This is a genomic window from Halorubrum aquaticum (assembly GCF_900113615.1).
Classification (GTDB): domain Archaea; phylum Halobacteriota; class Halobacteria; order Halobacteriales; family Haloferacaceae; genus Halorubrum; species Halorubrum aquaticum.
This window is the reverse complement of record NZ_FOPZ01000021.1, coordinates 23,236-36,171: the sequence shown is the minus strand read 5'-3', so window position 1 is coordinate 36,171 and position 12,936 is coordinate 23,236. Positions and strand designations below refer to the sequence as shown.

General features: G+C 69.1%; 13 protein-coding genes and 2 tRNA genes. 5 read left to right on the top strand and 10 right to left on the bottom strand.

The genetic code is table 11. The annotated features are described in order from the left end of the window. Positions 1-108 precede the first annotated feature (108 nt). The 7 genes from F3H10_RS14060 to F3H10_RS14035 all read right to left on the bottom strand — a co-directional run bounded on the left by F3H10_RS14060 (position 109) and on the right by F3H10_RS14035 (position 6,015). Entirely contained in the window at positions 109-1,287 is a 1,179-nt protein-coding gene (locus F3H10_RS14060; protein WP_149785400.1) for an inorganic phosphate transporter, read from the bottom strand. 2 nt (positions 1,288-1,289) lie between these two features. Then, positions 1,290-1,418 (bottom strand): DUF7859 family protein, encoded by a 129-nt coding sequence (locus F3H10_RS16465; protein ID WP_262488572.1) that lies wholly within the window; start codon positions 1,416-1,418, stop codon positions 1,290-1,292. Positions 1,419-1,843: 425 nt separating this feature from the next. Beyond that, positions 1,844-2,350: a metallophosphoesterase gene (locus tag F3H10_RS14055; protein ID WP_149785399.1), complete on the bottom strand. Its 507-nt coding sequence runs from the start codon at positions 2,348-2,350 to the stop codon at positions 1,844-1,846. Positions 2,351-2,413: 63 nt separating this feature from the next. Beyond that, a complete protein-coding gene (locus tag F3H10_RS14050; protein WP_149785397.1) occupies positions 2,414-4,024 on the bottom strand; it encodes a preprotein translocase subunit SecD in 1,611 nt (536 codons plus the stop codon). After that, positions 4,024-4,908 (bottom strand): protein translocase subunit SecF, encoded by an 885-nt coding sequence (gene secF / locus F3H10_RS14045; protein ID WP_149785396.1) that lies wholly within the window; start codon positions 4,906-4,908, stop codon positions 4,024-4,026. Before secF ends, F3H10_RS14050 begins: the two co-directional genes overlap by 1 nt. An 82-nt stretch (positions 4,909-4,990) precedes the next feature. Further along, a complete protein-coding gene (locus F3H10_RS14040; RefSeq protein ID WP_149785395.1) occupies positions 4,991-5,461 on the bottom strand; it encodes a DUF5812 family protein in 471 nt (156 codons plus the stop codon). 8 nt (positions 5,462-5,469) lie between these two features. Further along, positions 5,470-6,015, bottom strand: coding sequence for a hypothetical protein (locus tag F3H10_RS14035; RefSeq protein WP_149785393.1), 546 nt, complete (start codon positions 6,013-6,015; stop codon positions 5,470-5,472). Positions 6,016-6,090: 75 nt separating this feature from the next. Here F3H10_RS14035 and F3H10_RS14030 point away from each other — a divergent pair, with 75 nt between their 5' ends. Continuing rightward, on the top strand, positions 6,091-6,699 hold the full coding sequence (locus F3H10_RS14030) for an undecaprenyl diphosphate synthase family protein (RefSeq protein WP_149785392.1): 609 nt from the start codon (positions 6,091-6,093) through the stop codon (positions 6,697-6,699). A gap of 33 nt (positions 6,700-6,732) precedes the next feature. On the opposite strand, the gene F3H10_RS14025 is transcribed toward F3H10_RS14030, so the two are convergent. Next, complete coding sequence (locus tag F3H10_RS14025) at positions 6,733-7,911, bottom strand: inorganic phosphate transporter (protein ID WP_149785390.1); 1,179 nt, start codon at positions 7,909-7,911, stop codon at positions 6,733-6,735. Between the two features lie 492 nt (positions 7,912-8,403). Next, positions 8,404-8,474 (bottom strand) — tRNA-Gly (locus F3H10_RS14020). A gap of 206 nt (positions 8,475-8,680) precedes the next feature. Between F3H10_RS14020 and F3H10_RS14015 the strand changes: the two genes are divergently transcribed. Together F3H10_RS14015 and F3H10_RS14010 are read left to right on the top strand one after the other, a co-directional pair. Beyond that, complete coding sequence (locus F3H10_RS14015) at positions 8,681-9,346, top strand: DUF7114 family protein (RefSeq protein WP_149785389.1); 666 nt, start codon at positions 8,681-8,683, stop codon at positions 9,344-9,346. 72 nt (positions 9,347-9,418) lie between these two features. Next, positions 9,419-9,490, top strand: a tRNA-Thr gene (locus tag F3H10_RS14010). A gap of 143 nt (positions 9,491-9,633) precedes the next feature. On the opposite strand, the gene F3H10_RS16585 is transcribed toward F3H10_RS14010, so the two are convergent. After that, positions 9,634-9,915, bottom strand: a complete 282-nt coding sequence (locus F3H10_RS16585; protein WP_149785388.1) for a hypothetical protein — start codon at positions 9,913-9,915, stop codon at positions 9,634-9,636. Positions 9,916-10,000: 85 nt separating this feature from the next. Between F3H10_RS16585 and F3H10_RS14000 the strand changes: the two genes are divergently transcribed. Both F3H10_RS14000 and F3H10_RS13995 read left to right on the top strand, forming a co-directional pair. Next, positions 10,001-10,792, top strand: a complete 792-nt coding sequence (locus F3H10_RS14000; RefSeq protein WP_149785387.1) for a DICT sensory domain-containing protein — start codon at positions 10,001-10,003, stop codon at positions 10,790-10,792. A 362-nt stretch (positions 10,793-11,154) separates the two neighbouring features. After that, positions 11,155-12,924 (top strand): ABC transporter substrate-binding protein, encoded by a 1,770-nt coding sequence (locus F3H10_RS13995; protein ID WP_149785437.1) that lies wholly within the window; start codon positions 11,155-11,157, stop codon positions 12,922-12,924. The last annotated feature ends 12 nt before the right edge of the window (positions 12,925-12,936 follow it).

The window sequence follows — 12,936 nt, the reverse complement described above, 5'->3', positions numbered from 1 at the left end:
CGAGGAGCGCAACGAGCCGCGCGAGTCCTCGCGGCTGGGGCTTTGGCGGTGTTCGCCGCAGGTAACGATCTTACATTGAACGGCCGATCCGAGACATCGGTCTACCGATCACAACGCCAACCGTACCGCGGAGTAGACGCCGAACCCGAGCGCCAACGACCCGGCGAGCGACGCGACCCACGCGAGCACGGTGTACCCCATCTTCGACCGGCTCACGCCCGCGTCGCCGGCGGCGTATCCCGCGCCGACGATCGCCGAGACGATGATCTCGTTGAACGAGACGGGGATCCCGAACGCGACCGCGGTCTGGGCGATGGCGAACGACGGGATGAGCGCCGAGATCGACCGCCGCGGTCCCATCGAGGCGTAGTCCTGTGAGATCGCCTTGATCATCCGCGGCGCGCCGGTCCACGACCCGGCGAGCAGGCCGACGCCGCCGCCGACGAGAAGCGCCCACAGCGGCACGCCCACGTCGGAGAAGATCGGCACGAGCGGCCCGATCGCGAGGCCGACCTGCGATCCGCCGGCCGAGAACGCCACGAGCCCGCCCATCGCGAGCAGGAAGCGGCGCTGTGCGCCGGCGCGGTCCCGACCGATGTCGAGGTACACCACGGCGGCGACGATCGCCGCCATCGCGGCCGTGACGGCGAGGACGCCCGCTCCGCCGGGGATCCCGAGCTCGGTGCCGACGACCTCGGCGATCGACGCCTGCTCGCCGTCGGAGCCGAGCAGCGCGAACCCGACGTTGGCGACGATCGCGCCGACCACGCCGGCCAGCGCCGCCGTGAGCGCGCGCTCCGGGAGGCGGTCGCCGATCAGCGCCCGGGCGACGCCGTAGGCGATCCCGCCGCCGACGAACGGGGTAAGGACCCACAGCGTGAGGATCTCGGTGTACTTCGGCCACGCGGGGTCACCGCCCATCGCGAGGCCGACGCCGACGACCGCGCCGGTGACGGTGAACGCGGTCGCGATCGGGTAGCCGGCGAAGACGCCGATGGCGACGAGCACCGCGGCGGTGACGAGCGCGACGATGGCGGCGGTGGCGGTGAGCGTGACCCCCCCGATCAGCTCCGTCCCGACCGCCTCGGTGACGTTCGCGCCCTGGAGGATCGCCCCGAGGAGGCCGAGGACGCCGACGACGAGGCCCGCGCGCATCACCGAGATGGCGTTGGCTCCGACGGCCGGCGCGAACGGCGTCGACCCGGAGGAGCCGGCACCGATGGACCACGCCATGAAGAGACTCGCGACGCCGGCGACGAGAAGCGTGAGGGTCGTGACGACGACCATCGTTATCGCTGCCCGTCCTCGTAGCCTTCACGCAGCCCCATCAGGGTGCGCCGGACGAGGAGGAAGCCGAAGAAGAACAGCCCGAGCAGACCGACGAGAACGAGCACGAACAGCGGCTCGACCGATATCATACGACTAGTAACCGTCGGCACCGAGTTAGGCGTTTCGACCCGGCGATCGGTCGGACGTGACGGACGAGCCGCCGATCGGGACGGTCACTAAAACGCGTCTTTGTGCCTCGAACACCTATAATACGATACCCCGACGATACGCAAGTGCGACCCCCGCTTCGGCCCTCCGCCGAGTACCGATCGACACCGGTACCCGGGAATCCCCCCTGCGATCGAGGCACACGTCCGCCCTCCGTCCGTTCGGACGATCCCCCGTCGTCCGGACGGTCGACGCCTCCGGGACGGCGGTCGTTCCCCCGACGACCGTCCATCCGACCGGCCGGAGCGGGGAGTCGTGGCCGTCCGTCCCCGCCGCGTCCGACCGATCCCCCTCCGTCGAGACGCGGGACGGACGCGTGCGCTCTTTCTCTCGGCGTCGCACGCCGCTAGTCGATCCGGAACCGCTCGAACGTCTCGCCGCCGGGCGTGACGAGCCGACCGTCGAGCCCGCCGTCCGCCGACTCGAGCTCCGCGTGAGCCGGTCGGTTCCCGCGCGGCTGGGCGTGGCTCCCCGGGTTCAGGATCGGGACCGCGGGCGAGTCGTCGAAACGCGGTCGGTGGGAGTGTCCGCAGACGACGGCGTCGGCGTCGCGGCCGCGAGCGAGCATGACGAGACCGGTGTCGCCGCTCCGGTGTCTGTGCGTCACGGCGAACCGGACGCCGCCGAACTCGACGGTGCGGACCTCCGGGAGTCGGTCGCGGATCGCCGCCCCGTCGTTGTTGCCGAACACGGCCCGGAGCGAGCCCGCCGCCCGCTCGAACGCGTCGAGGACGGGTTCGCGATAGAAGTCGCCCGCGTGGACGACGAGGTCGGCCTCCTCGACCGCCTCGCGGGTCCGCCCGCGGAGCTTCGGGCCGTCGGTGCTGTGGGTGTCCGAGAGGACGACGAGCATGCCTCCCGATTCCGACGCGCGGCGGTTAAGCGTCGCGGGCGAGCCGGGTTCGTCGACGGACCCTCACCGGACGGTCAACAGTCGACGGAGGATGTCGCCGTACGCGGGTCGAGTGACCAACACGCCGATGAGGACGCCGAGGATGGTGAAGATCGCGAACCCGGAGAGGTCGCCGAGGCTCAACACCATCAGCGGCGACATGGCGACGATCGTCGTCGCGGCGGCCGCGCCGATCACCCAGAACGCCCGGCGGAACCGGGAGTCGAACACCGTCCGGGAGTTGACCTCGCCCTCGCTCATCACCTCGTCGGCGATGATCACGAGGTCGTCGACCCCGGTCCCGACCACGGCGATGAAGCCGGCGATGACCGCGAGTTCGAGCGGGTATCCCACGAGCGCCGCGAACCCGAGCAGCGCGTACACCTCCGCGAGCGCGGTGACGATCATCGGCAGCGCCACCTTCGGCTCGCGGTAGCGGAGGAACACCATGCCGGCGACCGCGAACACCGCGAAGACGCCGGTTATCGCCGAGTAGAGCCGGAAGTTCTCCCCCTGCGTCGCCGAGATGGTCGAGGAGGTCCCCTGCCCACTGATGTCGAGTTCGGCGGGGAGCGCGCCCGCACGGAGGTTGATCGAGATGGTCTGGGCGTCGGCGAAGGAGGTGGTCGTCAGTCGGAAGTTGCCGCTGTCGGCCCAGCCCCCGCTCGCCATGCTCCGGGCGAGGCCGTCCTCCATCCCGAACGCGTTGACGACCTCGCCGTCGACGACGAGCAACAGACAGGAGTCGCTGCCCTCGCCGAGCGCGTCGGCCTCCATGTCGTAGTTACAGCGCGCGCCGCCCGAGGTGCTCGCGACGCCGTACTCGGTGGCCGCGTTCTGGAACCGGTGAGCGGGCGACGTCTCTCCCTCCGGAGCCTCGTTGATCACGGAGACCGGGACGTACGCCCCGCTGGTCCCCTCCCGTCGGCTCGCGGTCCCGATGTCCTCGAAGTCGTCCTGAGTCAGTACCTCCTCCTCGACCGCGGTCCCGTCGTCGGCCGACGAGTTCGGATACGCGATGGCGATCTGGACGGTCCCGCGCTCCTCGAGGAGGTCGATCACGTCCTGTCGACCCTGGCCGGGCACCTCGATCAGCAGGAAGTACTCGCCGGTGATCGACTGGACCTGCTGGACGCTCCCGCCGGAGAGTCCCGCCTCGTTGATCTTGTCCTGGATGACCTGTTCCGCGGCGTCGCGGCTCTCCTGGGTCACGCCGCTCCTGATCCCGTCGTAGGCGTAGCCGGAGGCGTCCATCGCCGCGCGGAACTCCGATTCGCTCACCGAGGCGTCCGTGACCTCCACCTCGCTGCCCCCCTCCGCGTTCAGGACCGCGTTGACGTCGACCGTCGAGGTGTCCTCGAGCTCGGCGGCGACGTCGCTCGCGACCTGTGAGGGGTTCTCGCCGTCGAAGGACACGCCCGTCGCGGTGTAGCCGAGAAGCGGTGCCCGGATCCGCGTCCCGCCGGCCAGATCGAGCCCGTACTGGAGGTTCGTTATCCCCTGTGTCGCGTCGCCCTGGGACTCCCCGGGAGCCGTCTGGGGCGCGAACTGCGGGGCGAAGAGCGCGACGGTCGACCCGAGCACGACCACGACGAGGAGGAGAACCCGCCAGTTCTCCTTTACCCGTTCGAACATCAGCGTTTCACCCCCTCGAACTTGTACCAGCGAAGCAGCGCCACGTTCAACAGGTACGTGTTCATCAGGTCCGCACAGAGCCCGATCGCGAGGATGATCCCGATGTCACGCAGGAGTCCGATCCCGAAGAGCGTCGCGACGACCGCCATGACGATCATCGCGGCCATGGAGGTGACCGTCATCGTCACCCCGGTCCGCATCGCCCGGTTCACGGACTCGTAGAACTCGCCGGTCCGCCGCAACACGGAGTTGTTCAACAGGATGTCCGAGTCGACGCTGTAGCCGATGATCATGAGAAGCGCCGCGACGATCCCGAGGGTCATCTCGATGCCGAGCAGGTTCATCGCGGCGACGGGGATGACCAGGTCCGAGAACGCGGAGGCGACGACCGCGATGGAGGGCACGAACGTCCGGAACAGCGCGAACACGAGCACGCTCATGCCGAGGAACGCGAGCCCGATCCCGAATATCGCGGTCCGCGCGGTGTCCGACGCGAAGCTCGCCGACACCTGATCGATGGCCTCGGTCGAGAGCCCCGCGGCGTCCGCCTGGTCCTGGAGATCGCTCGCCAACCCGTCCGGGTCGTCGTCGGCCGCCTGGAACGTCACGACGTACACGTCGTCGGCGGGGATCGACCGGATCGAGTCGGGCTCGCGGTCGAACGCCGTCTCGATCCGTTCCTCGACGTCACCGCTTCCGTCGTCGGCGATCCGGAGCTCCACGCCGCCGGTGAACTCCAGCCCGAGCGTCGCCGGCGCACCCGTGACGGCGTACCACCCACCGATGACGACTATCGCCAGCGCGAGCACCGCGAGCGGCACGAGCACGAGCTGCCGGTTCGAGTACTCGGTGTAATCGACCTCCGGTACCTCGATCGCTGTCATGAAACGGGTTCGTCCGTGAGCCCGAATAAGCCTTCTTATCTCCCGAGTCGGTCGAAAACGACGCCACGGGCCGGACCCGAACTCAGGGCAGGTACCGCACGCTGAGCACGCCGGGTTCCGCCCGGACCTCGACGCGGTTCACCCCGAGCCTGGCGGCCCGCGAGAGCGTCCCCTCGCGGTCCTCGAGCACGTCCTCGGCCGCCTCCTCGGTCGCGTCCTCGGGCGGGGACAGCACATGGATCTCGCCGACCCCGGCCCGCGGCTCGCGGGTCAACTCGCCCGTCGGGAGGTCGGCGGCGAGCTCGCGTTCGTGAACCGTCGGGGGCTCCTCGCTCCGCTCGAGCGAGAGCGACCGCCGCTCCGCCACCTCGATCACCCGATAAGTGACCTCCATCGGCGGGTCCGGAGCCACCGTCGCCTCGACGGCGTCGTCGACCGCCAGTCCCGGGTTCGAACTCAGCGTGTGGACCTGGCCGTCGTGAGCGTCCTTGAGCACCGCGGAGTCCGCCTCGACGTGGGTGACGAGGAAGGTCCCCTCCTTTTCGTCGGTCATCGTCGGTGCTATGTCGTCGAGCCATTTCCGGGTTTCGAGCCGTCCTCCCCGCCGCTTCGGAGCCGGTAGTGCGTCCAGAACACGACCGCGGCGGCGAGAACGGGAAACAGCGCCCCGGCCGGCCGGGGGAGCGCGTACAGCGCCGAGAGCAGGACCGACTCGGTCGGGTCGCGCAGGTCCGCGGGCGCGGTGACGATCAGTCCGAGGTACAGCGAGGCCAAGAAGAGGAAGCCCGCGTACGCCAGCTTCCGGTCGTAGCCGGGCGAAACCGGGAGTTCCCGGCGGTGGCGGCGGGCGACGAAGAGCAGCGGGGCCAAAAGCGGGGCGACCGCGGCGAAGCCGAGGATCACGTACAGCGACCGCGTGAACAGGTACGTCCCGCTCGGGACGCCGGCGGTCTCGGCCATCCAGACGACGAGGGCGAGCGCGACGACGAGCGCGATGGTCGCGGCCGCCAGCGCGCCGATCACCCCGTAGACGCGCATCGTCCACGAGTCGGTGTTGCGGATCGCGTACGGGACCGCGCCGAACACCCCCCGGTAGCTGTCGGTCATCGTCCGGGTTAGGAACGACGGCCGATTAAACCCCTCGTCCGCGAGGTTTTACACCTCGGGGAGCGATCACCGATCGTGGCCCTCTACGACGCGTATCTCGGCGTTCGCCACCGCCTCCACGAGGGGGACCCGCCCGAGCACGTCGCGATCGTCATCACCGAGCGCGACCTGCTCGCGGACGGCGCGTTCGACACGCTCGCCGCGGCGCTCGGCTGGACGTTCGATTACGGTGCCGAGCGGGTGACCGTCTCCGTCTCCGTGCTCGACGAGGCAGTGGTTCCCTCCCTCGTCCGGGAGTTCCGGGATCTGGACGCGCCGCGTCCGATGTCGATCCGCGGTCCGGAGGACACCGAGTCGGCGGACGCCCCGATCCGGGTCAACGTCGGCCTGGGCGGGAAAGCCGAGTTCGCCGCGGCGGTCCGCGATCTCGCCGCCGACGTCGACGCCGGCGAGTTGCGTCCCGAGGAGATCGACGAGGCGGCCGTCACGGACCGATTGGTGTTCCCGACGGAGCCCGACCTCGTGATCAAGACCGGCGCGGAGCGGCTCTCCGACTTCGCCATCTGGCAGTCGGTGTACGCCGAGCTCTACTTCACGGACGTGAACTGGCGTGACTTCCGGCGGCGGGACTACCTACGGGCCGTCCTCGACTTCCAGGACAGACAGCGCCGGTTCGGGCGGTAAGGGGGGCGACTCGCCGCGACCCGGATCCCCGTCTCACCAAACGAACCGGAACAACAGCCCGAACGCGACGAGCGCGCCGAGCGTCGAGAGCAGCGGGACGACGTTCTGTAACACCACGATCCGGGCGGTCGTCGACGGGTTGAACAGGTCCGCCGCCGCCGGGATGTCCGCGGGGTCCTCCTCGCCGATGCCCTCCGGTTCGTCGCCGGGCTCGTCGGCCTTCAGCGCGCCGACGGAGACGTTGGTCTCCGCCTCGCCGCGGATCCCCTGGCCGACGGTGGCCGTCCGGGTCGCGCGACCCCAGCCGAGCCCGACGATCGACATCGTCGCGATGATGACGAACGAGGCGGGGATCCCGATGGCGGAGAGGCCGACGACGATCCCCGAGGAGACGACCGCGACGACGATCGCGGCGGTGAGCGGGAGGTCGGTGATGTCGTTGCCGAGGGTGTCGAGGGTGCGTCGCGCGATGGTGAACGCGCCGACCGCTACGGCCGCGCTCCCGAGGAGGATCATGGGGTTCATGTCGACGACTCCCGCGCCGACGAGCGGCGCGATCGCGTTCGCGATGTTGGAGGTCCCCGAGGAGAACGCCATCAGACAGCCGATGGCGACGACGGTGACCGCGCCGCCGACCTCCCGGCGGGTCGTGTTCGGGCCGAGCGTCGGCCGCGGAATGGTTCCCGATCGCTCGTACTCCAGCAGCGGTCCGTCGGTGGTGTCGATCGCCACCCACTGGTTGATCCGCGGGTAGAAGTAGCGGCCGATGACGCCCGAGACCCAGAAGCCGATGATCGGCGCGACGATCCACCAGACCGCGATCTCGCCCATCACGCTCCAGTCGAGGCTCCCGGTCGCGACGCCGAGGCCAGCTATCGCGCCCACGGCCGTCATCGACGTCGACGCCGGGACGCCGTAGTAGTTGCCGACGAAGAGCGCGCCGCCGATGAAGAACAGCACGACGATGCTCGTCTCGAGGGTGAAGACGTCGCCGCGCGTGACGAGTTCCTTCCCTAGCGTGTCGACGACGCGCCGGCCGAGCGTCCCCGCGCCGATGAAGAAGAACACGGACATCAGCGCCGCGGCCGCGACCTTCGAGAGGACGCCGGCACCGACCGCGGGCCCGAACGCCGGCCCCGTCGTCGAGCCGCCGACGTTGTATCCGACGAACACCGTGACCGCCAGACCGACGACGAGAAGAAGTTCGACCATATACCCGATCGGAGTGTACTCTCACGGTTAAGCCGTCCGTTTTCCGGAAACATACGCCGCCGAAACGGCGCGGACACGGCCGCGAGACGGCCCGTACTCGGTCGTCGATGTCAGTCAACGAAACGCACCGGTCGAAGGGAGTACACCGACGAGAGGCCCCGTCGAGACAGGCGACGGAGCGAGCGATCGTGGTGGCGTCGCCGGCGCTTTGCGCCGGCTGCCAGAGGCGCGTAGCGCCTCGCTGTCGCCGGCGGCGGAGCCGCCGGCTTCAAGCGAGAGCTTCGCTCTCGCCCTGCGCCTCCGAGTGCCCCGGCGGGGCACGAGTAGCGAAGGACCTGCGGTCCATCGCTGTTCGCTGCGCGGGCTGCGTCTTTCCGAGTTCAAATCACTCGGTGATCTCTCTCACTACGTTCGAGAAATGCACCGGCCGAGACTCCCGCGAGTGAAACGAGCGGGAGTCAGGCCGGTGGAGCTTCGAGCGCAGCGAGAAGATGCACCGGCCGAGATTTGAACTCGGGTTGCAACCATGGCAAGGTTGCGTGATACCACTACACTACCGGTGCGTGCTTCGCATTCGAGGATGGTCGGGTCGGATATTTAAATCTGTCACATCGGGACGGCGGCGGTCCGATCGCCGTCTCGAGTCACGGAGATCGGGGAGATCCATCGCGATGCTGGCCGGTCGATCGGCCGGGTCGTGGCCCGGATCGTCGCCGTCGCGTGGGCGGTTTCCAAAGGTCTTTGCCCTTGCCTGCCGAACGGATCGGTAATGGACGATGTCGCGCGGGCGCGTGACGCCGCACGCGAGGCGCTCGCGAACGTCGAGCCCGAACGCCTCCGTGAGACCCTCGACGACCGACTCGCCGACGCCGCGGTAACCCCGGGCGTCCTCTCGCTCGTCACCGCCCGCGCGCTCGACCCCGAGGTCGACCTCGAGGAGGTGGTCGACCGGGCCGCCGGCGTCCAGCTCATCTACGAGGGGCTCCGGCTCACCCGGTGGCTCGCACACGAGGAGCCGTGGGAGACCGCCGCGACCCACGAGACCGACATCGACGCCGACATGGACGTCCTCGCCGCCGACGTGCTCGTCTCCCGCGGGTTCTCCCTTCTCGCGCACACCGGCGCGGCGGCCGCCGCCGTCGAGGTCGTGCGGGCGTTCGGCCGCGATCAGACCCGACGCGAGGCGGAGGGGCTCGACCCCGCCGAGGCGACGGCGCTCGACCGGAACCTGGAGGTCGACGCGCTCGAACTCGCGGTCGTCGCGGGCACGACGGCGGTGGGCGGGGACCCGCCGGCGGAGCTGCTCGAGTACGCCCGGGAACTCGCCGCCGACTGCGACCGGGAGTTCCCGCCGCCGGGACGCGCGCTACCCGAGACGACCGCCGACCGCATCGCCGACATCTCCGACCGGGCCGTCAGCGCGACCGACCGGTAGCGTGGAACCCGACGACGACGGACGGTCCGGATCGAAACCCATAAAGTCGACTCCGGTCAACGACTGATACGCGCCTGGGTAGCTTAGCGGTAAAGCGCGTCCTTGGTAAGGACGAGACCCCGAGTTCAAATCTCGGCCTAGGCTTAGCGGGGTTACACGGTTTCTCTCCCCATTTTACGCTGTTCTTATGAGAGAAACCAATGGTACTCAAGAACGCGCCCTATTACTACACGGGCACCCCGACGCCGTCTTGCGATCCGCTGAACTATCAGGACACACGAACTGATTCACGGACAGCGGCGGGATAGACGTTCCTCGAACGGATAGACGACACGTGGCAGGGCCGCGGGTTCAACGGTCGGAGCGAGTTCATCCGGTACACGCTTCGGGACCTCGTCGAGTTCCCGGCGTTCGACCGCGACGAACTCGTCGCCCCGCTCGAAGCCGAGGAGGACGTCCGCGAGGGACGGACCGTCCCCCGCCGACCAAGACGGATACTCGACGAGCTCGAGAGATCGTCTCCTCGCCGTGGCGGCGCGTACACCGCTGACGACGACCGGGAACCTCACGGAAACGCGGCAGAATCCACCGTCTCCGTTTCGGGCACGAGGAGCCACACTCAAGGTCTTCCCGGCTCCAACGGGAAGACGGACCATGGCAGACTCGTTGCGCGCGTTCTTCGAGGAGATCGAGGCCCCGGATCGGTCCCTCGTCGTGCTCAACCGGTCGTCGCCGGATCCCGTCCGGAACCTGCTCGACTCGTTGCTCGAGGGACAGCCCGTGTCGATACGCGACGAGGAGGTCCCCGACGGCGACGCGGACGTGGTCGCGCTGGTCGAGGACGGCGAGGTACTCGCCCACTCGACGCTCGAGGACCTCCTGGAGTCGATCCTCCTGATCAACTCGGACCTGTACAAGACCGGTGCGATCGACCTCGACGAGGTCGAGCTGCCGGACGTGCTGCGCGGGCTCGACGAGGTGCCGTTCAGGGTACGGGGGTTCCCCGAATCCAACAAGGAGAAGCTGCTCTTGATCGTCATCTCGCGGGTGATAGAGCGGATCGCGAACGAGACCGGCGGCGGGACGCTACGGGCGTCGTTCCAGCGGCTCTCCAGACTCAGAGACGAGCGGGGAACCTACGAGGTGTACGAGTCGGTCGCGCGAAACGGCGTCGACGTCCACGTCTACGGCGTGGGCGACGCCGACCCCACGGAGACGCTTCCGGTGACGGTCCACACGGGTTCGTCGTACCCCTACCGCCGGTCGTGGTTCGTGGTCTTCACGCCGCCGGATGGAGCCGACGCCCGGAACGGACCGAACGGCGGAAACGGGGATCACGCCGCGCTCGTCGCACTCGAGGACGAACCGAACGTCTGGGACGGGTTCTGGACGTTCCGGCCCGATCTCGTGGACCGGATCGACCGCTACATCGCCGACCGGGTCTGAGCGGGTGGCGGTCCGCACCGCGGACGTGTCATCTTGCTGGAAGCCGTGTCGTCTCGCCGGAAGCGGTGTCGTTTCGCCGGGAACGAGCAGTCGGCGAACGGGCACCCCTCCGTAACATATTATACCGGCGGGGAATTTTTCACGGCATGGCAAATCGACACGAAGCCGCCGACGGGAGTCGGCGTCTCGACCGGCGGAACCTCCTCGCGACGATCGGGGCCGCGGGGACCGCCGGGTTCGCCGGGTGCGGTGGTCAGGGGGCCACCGAACCCTCGGGGTCCGCCGGCTCCGATCCGGGTGACGGCGGCCTCTTTCCCCTCTCCGTGCGTCTCGAGACCGGCGGGACGGACGAGCGCATCCGGATGGTCGAGCTCATCGCGGAGTCGCTCCAGCAGACCGGCTACTTCGAGACGGAAGTCGACACCTACGAGTGGGGCACGTACCTCGATCGGGTGATCAACCCGGGATATCAGAACAACGGGTATCTCCCCGCCATCGGCCTCTCCGGTACCTTCAACCCGCACAGCTTCTGTAACACGATCCACAACTCGGCGAACGTCGGCGCGTGCTGTAACCTGACCGGGATCGACGACCCCGAACTCGACGAGCTGCTCGACTCCGCCCGGTACGGGATCGAGGTGGTCGAGGACCCGCAGCTCCGCGCGGAGACGTACGACGAGATCTGGCGGACGCTCGCCGAGGAGCGGTACACCTCCTTCACCCACTTCGGCGTGGAGACCGCCGCGACCAACGCTGACGTCCACGGGTTCGGGATGTGGCCGTTTCAGGAGGGGCTGTTCGGCTACGCCCTGTACTCCCCGCAGGACGAGCAGGTCGCCTGGATCGACCGGGAGCGGCGGGCCGGGAGCTCCGAACTCGACGAGCTCGTAGCGGGCGGGACGCTGACGGGTGCGGTCTCGACGAATCCCGACTCGTTCGACCCGCCCCACAGCAGCGACACGACGTCGACGATGCTACAGAACCTCCTCTTCGAGGGGCTCGTCGTCAACGACGCCGAGGGAAACGTCTACCCGTGGCTCGCCGAGCGCTACGAGCTTCGCGACGTCCGCGACGTCGACCGTGCGGCCTACGAAGGGTACATGCGCTCCGTGGGAACCACGGAGGAGGGCGCGGTCGACGTCGACGAGCAGGTGATCGTGCGACACCCCGCCGACGACCCCGCCGCGGACGAGGAGGTCCGCGTCCTGCTGCCCGAGGACGCCCGCGAGGCCGCCACGGACGGAACGTACGGGATGTGGTTCCGCTACGAACTCCAGGAGGGAGTCGAGTTCCACGACGGGAGCGAGCTGACCGCCGCGGACGTCGTCGCGAGCTACGAGTACTACGAGAACTCGGCGACCGCCCCGCAGACGTTCGACTCCGTGCTCGCCGCCGTCGCGGTGGACGAGTACGTCGTCGACGTGTACGCGCAGGTCCCCGACGCGGAGGCGGAGCGCGAACTACCGGGGATCTACGTCCTCAGCGCGGACCAGATCGGCGACGTCGAGAAGGGCGGCATCGACCCGCGAGAGGGAGTCACGCCGGTCGGGACGGGCCCGTACGCGTTCGACGAGTTCGTCGACGAGGAGTACCTCGAGGTCTCGAGGTTCGACGACTACTGGGTCGAAACGCGGGGGGTCGCCGAGGCGTTCGAGTGGTTCGACGGCCCCGACTCGTTCCCGGACGGCCCCGTCATCGACGCCGTCGAGGTGGAGGTCGTCCCCGACGACGCGACGCGGACGGGCGCGCTCCGGAACGGCGAGGTCGACCTCACCTACGACGTCGCGAGCGGGACGCTCGAGGACTTCGACGACGACGACGGCTTCCTCGTCCACGCCGTCGAGGCCGGCGGATACGACTACCTCCAGTACCCGGTGAACGTCGAGCCGTGGGACGACCCCCGACTCCGGGAGGCGGTCAACCACCTGATCCCCCGCCGGCGGATCGTCGACAACGTGTTGAACGGGTGGGCGGAGCCGGCCTGGACGCCGATCCCGCGGATCGCGCGCGGAGCGGGGACGGCCGACTACGACGCGCTCGAGGAGGCGGTCCGACCGCTGAACGAGTACGACGTCGAGCGCGCGGAGGAGTTGCTCGAGGAGATCGCCGCCGAGTACGACGGGTCGTCGTGAGTACGGAGCCCG